The 16,817-nt window shown below is 59.8% G+C and carries 15 protein-coding genes; 10 read left to right on the top strand and 5 right to left on the bottom strand.

Annotated elements, in window-relative coordinates:
* Positions 1-372 precede the first annotated feature (372 nt).
* From AAFH49_RS20945 to rfbA, 6 genes are all read left to right on the top strand, one after another.
* Positions 373-1,005 (top strand): acyltransferase, encoded by a 633-nt coding sequence (locus AAFH49_RS20945; RefSeq protein WP_342301261.1) that lies wholly within the window; start codon positions 373-375, stop codon positions 1,003-1,005.
* 31 nt (positions 1,006-1,036) lie between these two features.
* Positions 1,037-2,332 carry a nucleotide sugar dehydrogenase gene (locus AAFH49_RS20940; RefSeq protein ID WP_342301259.1) on the top strand — a complete coding sequence of 432 codons (1,296 nt, stop codon included), beginning with the start codon at positions 1,037-1,039 and terminating at the stop codon, positions 2,330-2,332.
* 85 nt (positions 2,333-2,417) lie between these two features.
* Positions 2,418-3,446, top strand: coding sequence for a UDP-glucose 4-epimerase GalE (galE, locus tag AAFH49_RS20935; protein WP_342301258.1), 1,029 nt, complete (start codon positions 2,418-2,420; stop codon positions 3,444-3,446).
* Between the two features lie 43 nt (positions 3,447-3,489).
* On the top strand, positions 3,490-4,545 hold the full coding sequence (gene rfbB / locus AAFH49_RS20930; protein ID WP_342301257.1) for a dTDP-glucose 4,6-dehydratase: 1,056 nt from the start codon (positions 3,490-3,492) through the stop codon (positions 4,543-4,545).
* Between the two features lie 106 nt (positions 4,546-4,651).
* Positions 4,652-5,659 carry an SDR family oxidoreductase gene (locus tag AAFH49_RS20925; protein WP_342301255.1) on the top strand — a complete coding sequence of 336 codons (1,008 nt, stop codon included), beginning with the start codon at positions 4,652-4,654 and terminating at the stop codon, positions 5,657-5,659.
* Between the two features lie 86 nt (positions 5,660-5,745).
* Positions 5,746-6,624 (top strand): glucose-1-phosphate thymidylyltransferase RfbA, encoded by an 879-nt coding sequence (gene rfbA, locus AAFH49_RS20920; protein WP_342301253.1) that lies wholly within the window; start codon positions 5,746-5,748, stop codon positions 6,622-6,624.
* A 120-nt stretch (positions 6,625-6,744) separates the two neighbouring features.
* Here rfbA and AAFH49_RS20915 read toward each other — a convergent pair whose 3' ends face one another.
* Both AAFH49_RS20915 and AAFH49_RS20910 read right to left on the bottom strand, forming a co-directional pair.
* Positions 6,745-8,403 (bottom strand): NAD(P)/FAD-dependent oxidoreductase, encoded by a 1,659-nt coding sequence (locus tag AAFH49_RS20915; protein WP_342301252.1) that lies wholly within the window; start codon positions 8,401-8,403, stop codon positions 6,745-6,747.
* 15 nt (positions 8,404-8,418) lie between these two features.
* Positions 8,419-9,819 (bottom strand): sensor histidine kinase, encoded by a 1,401-nt coding sequence (locus AAFH49_RS20910; RefSeq protein WP_342301250.1) that lies wholly within the window; start codon positions 9,817-9,819, stop codon positions 8,419-8,421.
* A 210-nt stretch (positions 9,820-10,029) separates the two neighbouring features.
* Here AAFH49_RS20910 and AAFH49_RS20905 point away from each other — a divergent pair, with 210 nt between their 5' ends.
* From AAFH49_RS20905 to AAFH49_RS20890, 4 genes are all read left to right on the top strand, one after another.
* Positions 10,030-10,638 (top strand): hypothetical protein, encoded by a 609-nt coding sequence (locus AAFH49_RS20905; RefSeq protein WP_342301249.1) that lies wholly within the window; start codon positions 10,030-10,032, stop codon positions 10,636-10,638.
* 87 nt (positions 10,639-10,725) lie between these two features.
* Entirely contained in the window at positions 10,726-12,123 is a 1,398-nt protein-coding gene (gene radA / locus AAFH49_RS20900; RefSeq protein ID WP_342301247.1) for a DNA repair protein RadA, read from the top strand.
* Between the two features lie 239 nt (positions 12,124-12,362).
* Positions 12,363-13,976 (top strand): TlpA family protein disulfide reductase, encoded by a 1,614-nt coding sequence (locus tag AAFH49_RS20895; RefSeq protein ID WP_342301246.1) that lies wholly within the window; start codon positions 12,363-12,365, stop codon positions 13,974-13,976.
* Positions 13,977-14,101: 125 nt separating this feature from the next.
* Positions 14,102-15,121: an SPASM domain-containing protein gene (locus AAFH49_RS20890; protein WP_342301245.1), complete on the top strand. Its 1,020-nt coding sequence runs from the start codon at positions 14,102-14,104 to the stop codon at positions 15,119-15,121.
* 145 nt (positions 15,122-15,266) lie between these two features.
* Here AAFH49_RS20890 and AAFH49_RS20885 read toward each other — a convergent pair whose 3' ends face one another.
* From AAFH49_RS20885 to AAFH49_RS20875, 3 genes are all read right to left on the bottom strand, one after another.
* Positions 15,267-15,608, bottom strand: coding sequence for a hypothetical protein (locus AAFH49_RS20885; RefSeq protein ID WP_342301241.1), 342 nt, complete (start codon positions 15,606-15,608; stop codon positions 15,267-15,269).
* A gap of 149 nt (positions 15,609-15,757) precedes the next feature.
* Entirely contained in the window at positions 15,758-15,970 is a 213-nt protein-coding gene (locus AAFH49_RS20880; RefSeq protein WP_342301240.1) for a hypothetical protein, read from the bottom strand.
* Between the two features lie 36 nt (positions 15,971-16,006).
* On the bottom strand, positions 16,007-16,810 hold the full coding sequence (locus AAFH49_RS20875) for an inositol monophosphatase family protein (RefSeq protein ID WP_342301263.1): 804 nt from the start codon (positions 16,808-16,810) through the stop codon (positions 16,007-16,009).
* Positions 16,811-16,817: the final 7 nt, after the last annotated feature.

Raw genomic sequence — 16,817 nt, 5'->3', positions numbered from 1 at the left:
TGAATGGCCTGGGCATCCAGCGCCAGGTATTGGCGCTGCCGCTCATGATTTGCAGGCGCTGGTCGCTGCCCACTACCGAGCAGCCTTTGCCGCATAGCTGGCTGTAAAGTTCGCCGGTCAGGTTCGCGCAAATCAGGTTGTGCGCGTAGACGGCCTCGGCCATGGCGCGAATTTCACCCTGGAAATATTCGTGCTAGAATTCCGCCTCGCGCTCCAGGCGCAGGTATTCTTCGGGCGAAACGTAGCTGGCAGGTTCAGTTTGGTCAGCAAGCGAAGCCATAATGCAAGCACAATAAGGGAATTACCCAAAAGTACGAAGCCAACCCCGCCCTTCTCCTTACCTTTGCGGGCTAAACCGCCCGCCTGCCCCGAATGCCCCACACCACCCCCGATTATTACGCCCATCCCACGGCCATCCTCGACGAGGGGTGCCAGATAGGCCGGGGTAGCCGCATCTGGCACTTTAGCCACGTTTGCGCCGGGGCCGATATCGGCGAAGACTGCAACCTGGGCCAGAATGTGTTTGTGGCCGACGGCGTGACGCTGGGCCGCAACGTGAAGGTGCAGAACAACGTGAGCCTTTACGGCGGCGTCATCTGCGAAGACGACGTATTCCTCGGGCCTTCCGTGGTGTTCACCAACGTGAAAAACCCGCGTAGCGCCGTGCCCCGCAAAGGCCCCGGCCAGTACCAGACCACTTATTTAGAACAGGGCGTCACCATCGGGGCCAACGCCACCATCGTATGCGGCACGCGGCTGGGCCGCTACGCCTTCGTGGGCGCGGGCAGCGTGGTCACGCACGACGTTCCGGCCTATGCCCTCGTATACGGCACGCCCGCCCGCCCGCAGGGCTGGATGAGCGCCTATGGCCACCGCCTCGATTTCGACCCGCAAGGCCGCGCCACCTGCCCCGAAAGCGCCGAAAAATATGAACTGAGTCCCGACGGCCGTACGGTTCGGCCACTGGGACGCACTACCAATAAGTTGCCGAAAATCAGCAACTAACCGTGAAAATTAGCAACTGAACATTACGCTCGTGTACGACCAACTATTGCGCAAAGAGGCCACCCTGGCCGTCATCGGCCTCGGCTACGTAGGCCTTCCCATTGCCCTCGAATTTGCCAAGCAGCTCAAGGTGATTGGCTTCGACATCAACGCCGGCCGCGTGGCCCAGATGAAAGAAGGCATCGACCCTAGCGGCGAGCTCGAAAAGAAGGACTTTGAAGGCTGCGACATCACCTTCACCGATTCGCTGGAGGTGCTGCGCCAGGCGCAATTCTACATCGTGGCCGTGCCCACGCCCATTGACGAGCATGCCCAGCCCGACCTCAAGCCGCTGCTTGGAGCCTCGGGTTCAGTAGGAAAAGTACTGAAAAAGGGCGACTACGTGGTGTTTGAAAGCACCGTGTACCCCGGTTGCACCGAGGAAGACTGCATTCCGGTGATGGAGCGCCTTTCGGGCCTGAAATTCCCGACCGATTTCAAGGTGGGCTACTCGCCCGAGCGCATCAACCCCGGCGATAAGGAGCATACCCTCACGAGCATCGTGAAAGTAGTGGCTGGCTGCGACGATGAGAGCCTCGACACCATTGCCAAAGTCTACGAGCTGGTGGTGAAGGCCGGCGTGCACCGCGCCAGCAGCATCCGCGTGGCCGAGGCTGCCAAAATCATCGAAAACACCCAGCGCGATGTCAACATCGCCCTGATGAACGAGCTGTCGATGATTTTCGACCGCATGAACATCAACACCTACGAGGTGCTGGAAGCCGCCGGCACCAAGTGGAACTTCCTCAAGTTTTCGCCCGGTCTGGTGGGTGGTCACTGCATTGGTGTTGACCCTTACTATCTGACCTACAAGGCTAAAGAGCTGGGCTACGACGCCAAAGTTATTCTCTCGGGCCGCACCACCAACGACAACATGGGAGCCTACATCGCCCGCAAAACGGTGCAGATGATGATTAAAAAAGGCAAGGATGTGGCCAAAAGCCGCGTGCTGGTGATGGGCGCTACCTTCAAGGAGAACGTGGAGGACATCCGCAACTCGAAGGTGGCCGATGTGATTCAGGAGCTGAAAAACTTCTCGGTGAACGTCGACATCGTGGACCCACACGCCGACTCCAACGAGCTACACCACGAGTACGGTTTCCGCCTGACGCACAACGATGATGTGCGCACCGACTACGATGCCGTGATTGTGGCCGTGAGCCACACGCCTTACGCCACCAAAGACGAGGCCTACTTCCAGTCCATTACTTCTGACAACGCCGTGCTGGTCGATATCAAAGGCCTGTACCGCGGCAAGATGAAGGAGCTGCAATACTGGAGCCTGTAGCGGTAAATGAGAGAGCGAGCAAACGAGTAATTGACCTGCTTGCTCAGCCTCACCCATTTACTCACTTACTCATTTACTCACTTACATGAATAAGATTCTAGTCACCGGCGGCGCCGGCTACATTGGTTCGCACACGGTTGTTGAGCTGAAAAATGCTGGTTATCAGCCTATCATCGTGGATAATTTCAGCAATTCGCAGGAATCGGCGCTGGAGGGCATCGAGTCAATTCTGGGCGCGAAAGTGCCGGTGTACCGCATCGACTGCGGCGATGAAGCAGCCCTGCGCGGCGTATTTGAAGCCGAGAAGGATATCAAAGGAGTCATTCACTTCGCCGCTTTCAAAGCGGTGGGCGAATCGGTAGCCAAGCCGTTGGCTTACTTCCAGAACAACGTGGGCTCGCTGCTGACTTTGCTGGCTGTGATGCCCGATTTTGGGGTTGAAAACCTGGTGTTTTCGTCGTCGTGCACCGTATATGGCATTCCCGATGCCCTGCCCGTGACGGAAGCCACGCCCACCAAGCCGGCCTCGTCGCCCTATGGCCGCACCAAGCAGATGTGCGAAGAAATCGTGCATGATGTTTCGGCCGCCCCGACCAATAAGCTGCATACCATTCTGCTGCGCTACTTCAACCCGATTGGGGCGCACGAGTCGGCCAAAATCGGCGAATTGCCCCTGGGCGTGCCCAACAACCTGGTGCCATTTATTACGCAAACGGCGGCTGGAATCCGCGAAAAGCTGACCATCTACGGCAACGATTACGACACGCCTGACGGGACCAACGTGCGCGACTACATTCATGTGGTAGACTTGGCCAAGGCGCACATCGTGGCCGTGCAGCGCCTGCTGGACCGCAAAGCCAGCGACGCTGTTGAAACGTTTAACGTGGGTACCGGCCGTGGCAATTCGGTGCTGGAAGTGGTGCATGCCTTCGAGCAGGCCAGTGGCCAGAAGCTGAATTACAGCATCGGCCCGCGCCGCCCCGGCGATGTGCCGGCCATTTATGCCGATGCCACCAAGGCCGCGGAAGTACTGGGCTTCAAAACCGAAACTTCCCTGGCCGACTCGCTGGCCAGCTCCTGGAAGTGGCAGCAAACATTGGCTAATAAAAAGTAACTAAAACGTCAGGCTGCGTGCAGCGTGGCAAACGATTAAAACTATGAAAATCCTCATCACTGGCGGTGCCGGTTTCATTGGCTCTCACGTCGTTCGGCTCTTCGTTACGAAGTACCCCGAGCACCAGATTCTCAACCTTGACGCACTGACCTACGCCGGCAACCTGGAGAACCTGCGCGATATTGAGAATGCTTCGAACTACAAGTTCATCAAGGGCGACATCGCCGACCAGAACTTTATCGACCAGCTATTTGCCAACGAGGAGCCCGATGCCGTGATTCACCTCGCAGCCGAGTCGCACGTGGACCGCAGCATCACCGACCCGATGGCTTTCGTGAAAACCAACGTCATCGGCACGGTAAATCTGCTGAACGCGGCCCGCCACCTGTGGCAGCCCGGCGGCTACGACGGCCACGTGTTCTACCACGTGAGCACCGATGAAGTGTACGGCTCGCTGGACTTCGGCCCCGAGATGTTTACGGAGGAAACGGCTTACGACCCCCGCTCGCCTTACTCGGCCTCGAAAGCCAGCTCCGACCACTTTGTGCGTGCTTGGCACCACACGTATGGTATGCCCATCAAGCTGAGCAACTGCTCGAACAACTACGGCCCCAACCACTTCCCCGAGAAGCTCATTCCGCTGGCCATTCACCGCCTGCGCACCGGCCAGCCGGTGCCCGTGTATGGAAAAGGCGAAAACGTGCGCGACTGGCTGTTTGTTAAAGACCACGCCACAGCCATCGACGCGGTGTTCCACAAGGGCAAAAACGGCGATACCTACAACATCGGCGGCGTGAACGAGTGGCAGAACCTCAAGCTCATCGAGTTGCTCTGCGACGTGGTGGACGAGAAAACCGGCCAAGCGCAGGGCACCTCGCGCAAGCTCATCAAGTTTGTGACCGACCGCGCCGGCCACGACATGCGCTACGCCATCGACTCCAGCAAAATCATGAACGAGCTGGGCTGGAAGCCCTCCGTGACCTTCGAGCAGGGCTTGGCTCAGACCGTGGACTGGTACCTCGCCAACGAAGAGTGGCTCAACAGCGTAACGAGCGGCGCATACCAGGACTACAATCAGAAGCAGTACGCGGGGCGCTAGGTTTTAATTATGAATTATGAATTATGAGTTATGAATTGGCCATCCCAAAGCGGCTGGCGGTTCTGATAACTCATAATTCATAATTCAAAACTCATAATTCAATATCGTGTACGAAAACCCCTTTCACGAGCAGCCGCTCGATAATCTGACCTTTCTCGTTACCGGCGGCGCGGGCTTCATCGGCTCCAACATCGTGGAGTATCTGCTGAAGTACGGCGTGAAAAAAGTGCGGACGCTGGACAACTATTCCAATGGCTTCCGCAAGAACCTGGCGCTGTTTTCGGGCGATTCCCGCCTGGAAATCATTGAGGGCGACATCCGCGACGCGGCTACCTGCGCCGCCGCCTGCGAAGGCGTGGACGTAGTGCTGCACGAAGCCGCCCTCGGCTCGGTGCCGCGCTCCATCAAAGACCCGGTGCTGACGAATGACGTGAACGTGGGCGGCTTCGTGCAGATGCTGACCGCTGCCAAGGACGCGGGCGTGAAGCGTTTTGTGTACGCCGCTTCGTCCTCAACTTATGGCGACCACCCTGGCCTGCCCAAGGTGGAAGACCGCATTGGCAAGCCGCTTTCGCCTTACGCCGTGACGAAGTATGCCAACGAGCTGTATGCCGATGTGTTTGCCAAAACCTACGGTATGGAAATCATTGGCTTGCGCTATTTCAACATCTTCGGCCCCCGCCAGGACCCAGGCGGAGCTTACGCGGCCGTAATTCCGCTGTTCATCGACGCTATTCTGCAAAACACGCCCCCCACGCTGAATGGCGACGGCGGCCAGACCCGCGACTTCACCTTTGTGGAGAACTGCGTGGAAGCCAATATCCGCGCCGCTTTGGTGACGAACCCCGAGGCCCTGGGCCAAGTGTATAACATCGCCGTGGGCGACCGCACTTCGCTGGTGCAGATGTACGACATCCTGCGTGAGGAAGCGGGCTCGGACCTGGCTCCCACGTTTGGGCCGGACCGCGCCGGGGATATCCGCGATTCCTTGGCCGATATCTCGAAGGCCAACCGCCTACTGGGCTACCAGCCGCAGGTACGCATCCGTGAGGGCTTGAAGAAGACACTGGATTGGTTCAAGGCCAACCAAGCGTTTATTGCCGAACGTAATTAAGTTGTAGCCTGGACTCTGCGAGTCCGGGCGTTAGTCCAGATTCTCCAACGCCCGGACTCGCAGAGTCCAGGCTACAATTCTCACCCATGAAAGGAATTATCCTCGCCGGCGGCTCCGGCACCCGCCTGCACCCGCTCACGCTGGCCGTATCGAAGCAGCTCATGCCCGTATACGACAAGCCGATGATTTACTATCCGCTGTCGATTCTGCTGTCGGCGGGCATTCGGGAAGTGCTGATTATCACCACGCCCCACGACCAGGAGCAGTTCAAGAAGCTGCTCGGTGACGGCAAAAGCCTGGGCTGCGATTTCCAGTACGTGGTGCAGGAAGTGCCCAACGGCTTGGCTCAGGCCTTCGTGCTGGGGGCTGATTTTATCGGTACTGATAGTGTGGCACTGGTGCTCGGCGACAATATTTTCTACGGCGCCGGCCTGGAAGAGCTGCTGAAATCGAACAATGACCCGAAGGGTGGCGTGGTGTTCGCCTATCACGTGCACGACCCCGAGCGCTACGGCGTAGTGGAATTCGATGCCGATAAGAAAGCCCTCAGCATCGAGGAAAAGCCAACCAAGCCCAAGAGCAACTACGCTGTGCCCGGCCTGTATTTCTACGACAACGACGTGGTGGAAATTGCCAAAAATCTGGAAATTAGCCCGCGCGGCGAGTACGAGATTACCGACGTGAACAAGGAATACTTACGGCGCGGCACGCTGAAAGTGGGTATCCTCGGCCGGGGCACGGCCTGGCTCGATACCGGCACGTTCGAAAGCCTGATGCAGGCCGGCGAGTTCGTGAAAGTGATTGAGCAGCGCCAGGGCCTGAAAGTAGGCTCAATTGAAGAAGTCGCTTACCGTCAGGGTTTTATTGATGCCGACCAGCTCCGCGCCATTGCTGCGCCGCTGCGCAAAAGCGGCTACGGCGATTACCTGATGAATCTGCCCGACCAGTTGATGCTGGAAGCTTAAGCCACTGGTCATTGCGAGTGAAGCGCAACGGAGCCCTCACAAGCAACCAATTTTATAAGATGCAAAAAGCCCCGAAGCCATATGGTTTCGGGGCTTTTTGCATCTTAAGGTCAGGACGTATTACTCGTCCAGATACTGGTGCACGAACTTGATGGCCATGCTGCCCTCGCCCACGGCCGAGGCCACGCGGGCCATAGCCCCGGCGCGGCTGTCGCCGGCCGCGAAGATGCCTGGCACACAGGTTTCCAGTAGATAAGGCTCCCGGTCTTTTTTCCACACTTCGGCGTAGCGCGGGTCGGTTACAAGGTCGCGGCCGGTGAGGAGGAAGCCTTTGCCGTCGCACAGCACCTGGTCGCATATCCACTCGGTGCTGGGTTTGGCCCCTATGAAGACGAAGAGGGCGCGCGCGGGCCGCTTTTCGACGGTGCCGTTCACGTCCACCATCACGGCTTCGAGGTGGTCTTGGCCGCATACTTCCTTTATTTGGGAATGCGGCAGTAGCTCGATGTTGGGCGTAGTGCGAATCTGCTCAATGAGATAGGCTGACATGCTGGCGGCCAAATCGGCTCCGCGAATAACGATGAATACTTTGCGGGCGTAGGTGGCCAGGTACATGGCCGCCTGCCCGGCCGAGTTGCCGCCGCCCACGATGTACACGTCCTGCTCGTCGCAACTGCGGGCTTCGGTGCGGGCCGCGCCGTAGTACACGCCCGCGCCACTCAGGCGCTCCATGCCCGGCACATCGAGGGTGCGGTAGCTCACGCCGGTGGTGAGGACCACGGCTTTGGTGTTTATTTCGCGGCCGTCGCTCAGGGTCAGGACTTTGTAGCCGTCCTGAATGCAGAGGTCGGCCACCTCCTGCGGGGCCAGGAACTCAGCCCCGAGGCGCACGGCTTGCGTCCAGGCGCGGAAGGCCAGCTCGGCCCCACTCAGGCCGGTGGGGAAGCCCAGGTAATTTTCGATGCGGGAGCTGGTGCCGGCCTGCCCGCCGGGCGTCTGGCGCTCGATGATGAGGGTTTTGAGGCCTTCGCTGGCCCCGTACACGGCGGCGGCCAGCCCGGAAGGCCCGGCGCCAACTACCACCACGTCGTACATGGCCTGCAGGGGCTGGTTGGCAATGTTGAGGTGTTCGGCTAGGGCGGCTTTGGTGGGGTTGGCTACGGCCTTGCCATCGGCGCAGATAATCAGCGGCAAGTCGGCGGTGGTGAAGCCTCGCGCTTTCACCAGCTCTTGGGCTTCGGGGTTGGTTTCGTAGTCGAGCCACTGGTAGCCCACCATGTAGCCGCTCAGGAAATCCTTAAGCTCGTGCGAGAGCGGCGACCATTGAAAACCAATGAGCCGGATGCCGCCAAACTTGGGCTTATGCGTGACCTGCCACGCCGTGAGCAAATCGTGCAGAATCGGATAAAGCAGGTTTTCGGGCGGGTCCCAGGGCTTCATCAGGTAATGGTCAAGTCGGGCCGAATTGATGGCGCGCACAGCGGCCTCGGTGTCGGCGTAGGCCGTGAGCAGCACGCGCTTGGCATCCGGAAAAAACTCGCGCGAGGCCGTAAGCAGCTCCACGCCTTCCAGCTCGGGCATGCGCTGGTCGGCCACGATGAGGGCCAGCGGCTCCTCCTTTTCGTGCAGCTCCTTGATGGTCGTGAGTGCCTCAGGGCCGGAATTCACGCGCAGAATGCGGTAGTCCTCGCTGAACTCCTGGCGCAGGTCGCGGGCAATGGCGGCCAGTACCTGCGGGTCGTCATCAACGGCGAGGATGATGGGTTTTTTGTCGGGCATGATGATTGGGCTGAATTAATTAGCAACCGGCAGCCAGGCACAGAATTCAGTGCGGCCGGGTTCCGAGTGGACTTCCAGCCGCCCATCGTGCTGCCGGATAATCTGCTGCGCGATATCGAGGCCCAGCCCGGAGCCGTCGCCGGCCTGCTTGGTGGTGAAGAAGGGCTCGAAGATGTGCGGCAGCACGTCGGCCGGGATGCCGGTGCCGTTGTCAATCAAAAATACGCGCACGAAGCCGCCTTCCCGCTGGGTGCGCAGGGTAATTTCGCCGCCCTGCGCAGGTAGCGCGTCAATAGCGTTATCAAGCAGGTTGGTCCACACCTGGTTGAGGCTGCTCACCTGCCCGCGAATGGGCGGCAGGCTGAGCGCGAAATCGCGAACCACCCGCACGTTCTTCTGCCGCAGCTGGAAGCCCAGCATGTTGAGCGTGCTTTCCAGTCCAACGGTCACATCCAGCGACTCGAAGCCGCTGGCGCGGTCCATGTGCGAGTAGGTTTTTACATCGGCCACCAACTTGCTGATGCGGCCGCCGGCTTCCTGCACATCGTGCACCAGCTGCATGGTGGTGAGCTGGCCTTCAAGCCAGGCAAAAGCGGCCGGGCGGGCGGCGGGCGGCAGCAAGTCGGCCACGGTGGCTAGGGCGTCGGGCGTCACGCCGGCTTCGAGTAGGGCGGGGGCGAGGTGGTAACCGTTGGGCACAGCGTGGGCGGCGAGCCAGTCGGCCAGCTCGTCTTCGCGGTCGGCGCGGGCCAGGGCGCTTTGCGGGGGCTGGGCCTCGGCGCTGGGCACGGCCAGGGCAGTGAGGGCCCGCATGGCTTCGGGCGAGGGGCAGTGGCTCACCAGCTCCACAAACAGCGCGGGCTTGGCCCCCACGCGGTTGGCCAGGGCCTGGGCGGCGCGGGCAATGGCGGCAGCGGGGTTGTTCAACTCGTGGGCCAGGCCGGCCGAGAGCTTGCCCAAGGCGCGCAGCTTGTCGTCGCGCTCCTGAAACCGCACTTGGTCGCGGCTGCGGTCATTCATGATGCCGACGAGGCGTTGCACCAGCTCTGGGCTGGCCTGTTCCAAGGCCGGAAAATGCTCGCGGTGCAGCAGAAACAGCAAGGTTTCGCCGGTGGCGGTGCCTTGGTTTTTTACTTCGCGCAGCCGGGAATAGGGCAGCACGCCCGATACCTGGCCAGTCTCGACGCGGAATATCGGCGTGTGCGGCCCGCCCTGCCCGGCGTAGAACTGGATGCCGCCGCGCAGCACGGCCATCATAAAATCGGCGGGCGAGCCGGCTTCGATGATGACTTCATTGGGCGCGTAGGCGCGAGCCTCGCCGTGGGCCAGCAGCCAAGCCAGGGTATCGGCGGGCAGGCCGGCGAAGGCAGTGATGGGGGAGAGGTCGGCGGGGTTGAGAGTAGCAGAAATAGCCATGTTTGCATAACCCCGGGCGGGGCAGAAAGTTGATGCGGGTTAGCGCAGGCGCGAGCGTACTTTCGCCCATTCCTTAAGTGGTAGCCGCGCTGTATGTGGGCTTTAGAACAAGCAATTTCAATGACAGAACTTCTGCAAAAACTCTCGCGGCTATTTACTGTCGGGTTACTGGCCGGCAGCTTAGCACCAACTGCCCACGCCCAACAACCGGTGCGTAAAGCCACCCGCGTCGACTCGCTCCGCGCCGCCCGCAATGCACCTATTACGTACTCGCCGGTGGTCTTTACGATGGTCAGTGGCAAGCAGGTGCGCGGCTACGTAACTAGCTACGACCTGTTCATGCACGACAAGGTTGAGTGCTACGAGCAGCCGCCCAACCAACTGCCGCCCCCGCGCGTGAAGGAGATGGCCGTGGAGCGCATTCAAACCATGACCGTGGAAGGCCACACCCTGGACGCCCTCACCAAAAACGGCAAGCCCCTGGGCATGCTGGCCGAAAACATGACGCCGGGCGGCAGCACCAAAACCTACGGCTACTCCATCACTAAAGCCAACATGTACATCCCCATTCCGCTGATTGTTCCGGTATTCATCCCGGTGGGCTCGCACGATAAATACTTCTGGTACGTGCAGCCGGCCGGCGGCATTATTGAGGAAGTGCCGCGCTCCGGCAAAGCCTTCGCCACCCTGATGGCCACCGCCTTTGCCGACTACCCCGAACTGGCCGCCCGCGTCCGGCAGCAGGCCCCCGATGCCGGCTATAAGAACATGCCACAGCTGGTGCAGGAATACAAAGCGCATTTTGCCACGGGCAAATAGCCCCGCGCAAACCCATCAGTAAAGCAACTTTTCCGGGCAAATAGGCCTTATTCCTATTCCCCATTAGCCCCCCGAAATCTACCCCCTATGGCCAAAGCCAGAACCGTCTATTTCTGCCAGTCCTGTGGCGCTCAATCTTCGAAATGGATAGGCCGCTGCCCCGTGTGCGGCGAGTGGAACACCTACGTTGAAGAAGTCATCCAGAAGGAAACCGTGGCCACCACCACCGGCCAGTGGAAGCCCGCTAGCACCGTGCCCGGCGGCAACCTCACCAAAGCCGCCAAGTCCGTCCCGCTCGGTGACATCCTGGCCGAAGACGAGCCCCGCATCATCACCCCCGACGGCGAGCTGAACCGCGTGCTCGGCGGCGGCATCGTGCCGGGCTCCATCATCCTCATCGGCGGTGAGCCGGGCATCGGCAAAAGCACGCTTATGCTCCAGATTGCCCTCAGCCTGCGCAAAATGAAGGTGCTCTACGTGAGCGGCGAAGAGAGCGAAGCCCAGATAAAAATGCGGGCCGAGCGCATGGCCGACGGCCAGCACCCCGGCTGCTACATCCTCACGGAGACCAATACCCAGAACATCTTCCGCCAGATTGATCAGGTGCAGCCCAACATTCTAGTCATCGACTCCATCCAGACCATGCACTCCACGCTGGTGGAAAGCGGCGCGGGTAGCGTGAGCCAGGTGCGCGAGTGCACTGCCGAGTTCCTGAAATTCGCCAAGGAAACCAGCACGCCGGTCATGCTCATCGGCCACATCACGAAGGACGGCAGCATCGCCGGCCCCAAAATCCTGGAGCACATGGTGGACACGGTCCTTCAGTTTGAGGGTGACCGGCACATGAGCTACCGCATCCTGCGCACCACCAAAAACCGTTTCGGCAGTACTTCAGAATTAGGGATTTATGAGATGCAGGGCGATGGCCTGCGCCAGGTGAGCAATCCGTCGGAAATCCTGCTTTCGCAGCGCGGCGAGAGCCTGAGCGGCATGGCTATCGGGGCCACGCTGGAGGGCAACCGCCCGCTGCTGGTGGAAGTGCAGGCCCTGGTATCGCCCACGTCCTACGGCACGCCGCAGCGTAGCAGCACCGGCTTCGATGCCAAGCGCCTGCAAATGCTGCTGGCCGTGCTGGAAAAGCGCGCCGGCCTGCGCTTGGGCCAGCACGACGTGTTCCTGAACATCGCCGGCGGCCTGCGCTTGGATGACCCAGCGCTGGATATGGCCGTGTGCGCCGCCGTGGTTTCCTCGCTCAACGACCTGCCCATTCCCGGCAACGTGTGCCTGGCGGCCGAAGTAGGACTGAGCGGCGAAATCCGCGCCGTGAGCCGCCTCGACCAGCGCCTGGCCGAAGCCGAAAAGCTGGGTTTTCAGGAAATGTACGTTTCTCAGTTTAACGGCAAAGGATTGGACTTAGCCCGATTTGGCTTGAAAGTACACGCCGTGAGCCGGCTCGATGAAGTGCTGAACGGCTTATTCGGGTAAGGAAAAGCAGCTTGATTATCAGCCGATGGTCGCAAGGGTTTGCGGTGGGCCGGGCATACCTCACCAGGCCAGCCGCAAAAGGCCGGAATTTTGATTTGGATTTTATAAACGAAAAAGCCTTATCTTCGGATTGCTGATAGGCTTTTACCGCGAATGGCCTGATAAATGCCGTCAGTTCTATCCATTGTCCAGTTAGCTGCTGTGGCTGTTTCAACGGTCTGGGGCTGGTTTCTATTGTCATGATATTATCTTTTGTCACTTGCACGCGCCGGTTGGTTGGGGCAGCTCTGGTTCTGGCCCCGTTGCTGGGGCACGCTCAGGGCCGGACCACGGTGGTGGGTGCCGCCGCCAAAACGGCTTCGGTCGCGGCGGCTTCTTCGGCGGGTACGGCCACCCTCACCGGCCGGGTGAGTGGGCCTACCACTGATTCCGTTGCGATTTCGCTACGCGAAAACCCACTCGACCCGAAGGAAAAGCTGTTCCGGGTGCCGCTCAACGACAAGGGCGATTTTAAAGTGGTAGTGCCCGTGAGCAGTGCCACCAAGGCCGACCTCGTGTACGGCGACGACGTGGCCCCGCTGTTTCTGGACCCCGGCACCGATATGGACGTGCGCTTCAAGGGCAGCGACATGTCGGGCACGCTCCGCTTCAAGCCCAACGACGTGCCCTCCGGCTTTGCCACCAAGCTGCGCAACCGCTCGAACCTGACCGAGGAGCAGCGCCACCGCCAGCAGGCTGCCAATGCCAACAACTACTTGGTAGAAGCGGATGCACAGTTCGTGGAAAACGATGGTTTTCAGGTGCTGCCCGATAACATTCAGCTCTACGAAGCGCCGTTCCTGTCCTTTCTGGAGTACCGCCGCAAGCACGAATACGAGTTTCTGGAAGACCACGCCGCCAAGCAGTCCTTCACGCAGGAGTTCTACAACTACGCCCACGCCGAAGTGGTGTACGCCTACGCCAACGACAAGCTGACTTTCCAGGACCTGCGCGAGCAGGTGGTGAACACCGAGGGCCGCCTGAAAATGGCCCCCGACTACTACAACTTCCTGCGCGAGCCGGGCCTGCTCAACGAGCCCAACGCCGTGCAGAGCGAGCTGTACCACGAGTTCCTGCTCAACTACGTGCACTTCACCGTGGCGCAGGACCACCACCAGCGTTCCGACCCCGACTTTTACCCAGCCTGCTACGCGCTGGCCAGCAAGAAGCTCACCGGCCCGTCGCGGGCCATTATTCTGGGCCGCGTGTTGCAGGAGTCGTTCCGGTTTGGGCACGTGAAGCAGTCGGCCGCCATGCTGGCCGATTTCCGCAACTACGACCCCAAAAACCAGTATTACCCCACGCTGCAAACCGATTTCAACCTGCACAAGGATTTCGCCATCGGTGCACCAGCTCCCGATTTCAAGCTGCCCAGCGCCACCGGCGATACGGTGCACCTGCACGACTTCGCCGGCAAGCTGGTGTACCTCAACTTTTGGAAAAGCACCAACGGCTTGTGTCTGCGCGACCTAGCGTATGCCCAGGAACTAATGCGCAAGTTTGAGGGCAAGAACATCACCTTCATCAACATTGCCCTCGATGAGAATGAGCAGGCCTGGAAACAGCTGGTGACGGTGAAAAAACTGCCTGGCGTGCAGGTTCGCATTCCCGGCGGCGGCCTGCGTTCGATGGTGGCGAAGGAATACGCTTTGCAGGAAGTACCCACCTATATGCTGGTGGGCGAGGATGGTACCTTCCTCAATACCAAGCCCAAGCGCCTAAGCAGCCGCGCCGCCGTAGACGAAATCAACCAGTCGTTCGGCAAGGCCAGTACCTATACCAGCGCCATCGATTTCCCGGCCACCAAGAAATAAGCGTCCGACCAAACGCAACCGAAGTAGCGCGAACTTTGTAGTTCGCGTCTCCGCGCCACTGAAACTCCTTTCGGTGCGGGGACGCGAACTACAAAGTTCGCGCTACTGCTTTTTAACTCCTTTCTATGTCTGTGCTCACCGATAGCCTCAATGTTTTGTCGAAAGCCACCCCGTTGCGGGTCTGGAATGCGACGCAAATCATCGGCTCCTACATTCTGAGCAAGATTACGGGCAAGGCTCGGTTGCGCGGCCTGCCCATGGCGCTCAGCTTCGAGCCCACTACCAGCTGCAACCTGCGCTGCCCGGAGTGTCCCAGCGGCCTGCGCTCCTTCACGCGGCCCACGGGAATGTTGCAGGGTGATTTATTCAAGAAAACGATTGATGAGGTAGCGAACCGGCTGTGGTACCTGATTTTCTATTTCCAGGGCGAGCCGTACCTACACCCGCAGTTTCTGGAATTGGTGAAGTACGCGGCCGATAAAGGCATCTACACCGCCACCAGCACCAACGCGCACTACCTCAACGACCAGAACGCCCGCAAAACGGTAGAAAGCGGCCTCGACCGTCTCATCATCTCCCTCGATGGCACCACGCAGGACGTGTACCAGCAGTACCGCGTGGGCGGCAAGCTGGAAAAGGTATTGGAGGGCACCCGCAACGTGGTGAAATGGCGCAAAGAGCTGAATTCAAGCACGCCGCGCATCATCTTCCAGTTCCTGGTGGTGCGGCCCAATGAGCATCAGATTGACGATGCCAAACAACTGGCCGAAGCGCTGGGCGTGGATGATGTGTGGTTCAAAACCGCTCAGATTTACGACCACGCGCAGGGCTCGCCGCTCATCCCGACCATCGATTATTACTCGCGCTACCAGAACAACGGCGACAATACCTGGAGCCTGAAAAACAAGCTGGTCGACCACTGCTGGAAAATGTGGCATTCCTGTGTCATCACCTGGGACGGGCTGGTGGTGCCATGCTGCTTCGACAAAGATGCCGAATACCGCCAGGGCGACCTCAAAACCGAGACTTTCCGCCAGCTCTGGCGCGGCCCGAAGTATCAGCAGTTTCGCGGCAGCCTGCTCAAAGGCCGCGACCAGATTGAGATGTGCCGCAACTGCTCGGAAGGCACGAAGGTGTGGGGATAAGCGGAAAGTAGAACAAGCAAAAAACAGAACGTCGTGCTAAGCGCAGCCGAAGCATCTCTACCACGTAAGTAAATAATTACTGTTACGGTAGAGATGCTTCGACTGCGCTCAGCATGACGTTCTGATTGGTGTCGCTGAGCGAGTCTTACTTATCTTTCTTCGTCAGGTTTTTGCCGAGGTCTTCGACCTGCTTGAGGAAGTCGTCGGTGTCGGAATCGGCATAGGTGCCGTAGGCATTGGCGATGGTGCCTTTCGTGCCGTCGTTGGCCTCAATGGCGTAGAGGACGGACATATCATCGGGGTCGCTTTCGCCCTCGAAGCGGTAAAAATCCACGATGGTCACTTCGTCGGGCGCGTAGGTCTTGTTGGAGTCGCTGCCGATGGTATGCAGGCGGCCATCCACGACGTTGAAATCCTGGGTGAAGCCGTCCTTGGTCAGTTTGCTCTCAACGTTGACAAGTGACCGTTCTTCTTCTTTGTCCTGCATGGCGGTGGGGTGTTTGGGTAAGGATGAAGCGGGCCGGGCCGGCACAAATGCCAGCCGCCCCCGCTCGGGCTATACGCAGCCGGGGCGGGGGCGGGTTATACCAAATGCGTATAAAAAAACGCGAAAGTGCTATGTATCGGCTGGCGGCTCTATTTGGCCGCCGCACGCGCCTCAATGGTGCGCTGCAGACTCTCCACATCGAGCTGCCCGCAGGCTCCGCCGCAGCCCTTAGCGCAGCCAGCCGCCGTCTTGCTAAAAAACGCCCGGTAGAAAATGCGGCCCACGTAAAACGCCGCCGCGATGAACAGCGCGCCAATTAGCAGGTACTGGATTTCGACGGAGGTGATAGCAAGCAGGAGCATAGTGGGTAAACTATGGATGAAAAAGAATAGTTTGCGCTACTGCCAGAACTGGCCAATGGTGGCCTGCATCTCGGCATGAATGAGTTGGTTGCTGGCCACTATTTCGCGCCCAAATAGCGGGTCGCCATCCGTCAGAAACTGGGTGACGTGACCGCCTGCTTCGCGTACTAGCAGGATGCCTGCCGCCACATCGTAGGAATTCAGGTTGAATTCGAAGAAGCCCTCGCAGCGCCCGGCGGCCACGTAGGCCAGGTCAGCCGCAGCGGAGCCCAGGCGGCGCACGCCGTGGCTACGGGTGAAAAATGCGCCGAGGATTTGCAGGAAAGCGTCCATCTTGCCGAAGTCCTTGTAGGGAAAGCCGGTGGCGATGAGCGAACTATTCAACTCGGCCACATCGGTGACGCGGATGGGCTGGTCGTTGCAGAACGCGCCGCCGCCACGCACGGCCCGGAAACTTTCGTCGCGACCTACCTCGTGTACCACGCCCACCACCAGCTCCCGGTGCTGCGTCAGCGCCACGCTAATGCAATACACCGGCAGGCCGTGCACGAAATTGGTGGTGCCGTCAAGCGGGTCGATTATCCAGACGAATTCCTCGGTGTGCGCGTCGGGGCCGGCGGTGCCTTCTTCGGTGATAAAACCGGCTTCGGGCAGCAGCTGGCGCAGGCCGGCCACGAGGCGGCGCTCGGTTTCCTGGTCCACGTAGCTCACGAGGTCATGCACGCCCTTGTGCTCGATTTTGGCGCGGTCGAAGGTGGCGGCTTCCTCGCGGATGAACTCGGCTGTGGTGCGGCACAGGGCGGCGAGGTCGTGGGAGAGTTGGGTAAAATCGAGGGGCATAATGATA

The organism is Hymenobacter segetis, from assembly GCF_038448715.1.
Taxonomy (GTDB): Bacteria; Bacteroidota; Bacteroidia; order Cytophagales; family Hymenobacteraceae; genus Hymenobacter; species Hymenobacter segetis.
The sequence above is the reverse complement of the archived record's forward strand: the minus strand, read 5'-3'. Positions and strand labels throughout refer to the sequence as shown.

What these genes read in the sequence shown, in the direction of transcription:
- AAFH49_RS20945 (WP_342301261.1), top strand. Translation starts at nt 373, where the DNA reads ATGCCCCACACCACCCCCGATTATTACGCCCATCCCACGGCCATCCTC.
- galE (WP_342301258.1), top strand. Translation starts at nt 2,418, where the DNA reads ATGAATAAGATTCTAGTCACCGGCGGCGCCGGCTACATTGGTTCGCAC.
- rfbB (WP_342301257.1), top strand. Translation starts at nt 3,490, where the DNA reads ATGAAAATCCTCATCACTGGCGGTGCCGGTTTCATTGGCTCTCACGTC.
- rfbA (WP_342301253.1), top strand. Translation starts at nt 5,746, where the DNA reads ATGAAAGGAATTATCCTCGCCGGCGGCTCCGGCACCCGCCTGCACCCG.
- AAFH49_RS20915 (WP_342301252.1), bottom strand. Translation starts at nt 8,403, where the DNA reads ATGCCCGACAAAAAACCCATCATCCTCGCCGTTGATGACGACCCGCAG.
- AAFH49_RS20910 (WP_342301250.1), bottom strand. Translation starts at nt 9,819, where the DNA reads ATGGCTATTTCTGCTACTCTCAACCCCGCCGACCTCTCCCCCATCACT.
- radA (WP_342301247.1), top strand. Translation starts at nt 10,726, where the DNA reads ATGGCCAAAGCCAGAACCGTCTATTTCTGCCAGTCCTGTGGCGCTCAA.
- AAFH49_RS20895 (WP_342301246.1), top strand. Translation starts at nt 12,363, where the DNA reads ATGATATTATCTTTTGTCACTTGCACGCGCCGGTTGGTTGGGGCAGCT.
- AAFH49_RS20890 (WP_342301245.1), top strand. Translation starts at nt 14,102, where the DNA reads ATGTCTGTGCTCACCGATAGCCTCAATGTTTTGTCGAAAGCCACCCCG.
- AAFH49_RS20885 (WP_342301241.1), bottom strand. Translation starts at nt 15,608, where the DNA reads ATGCAGGACAAAGAAGAAGAACGGTCACTTGTCAACGTTGAGAGCAAA.
- AAFH49_RS20880 (WP_342301240.1), bottom strand. Translation starts at nt 15,970, where the DNA reads ATGCTCCTGCTTGCTATCACCTCCGTCGAAATCCAGTACCTGCTAATT.
- AAFH49_RS20875 (WP_342301263.1), bottom strand. Translation starts at nt 16,810, where the DNA reads ATGCCCCTCGATTTTACCCAACTCTCCCACGACCTCGCCGCCCTGTGC.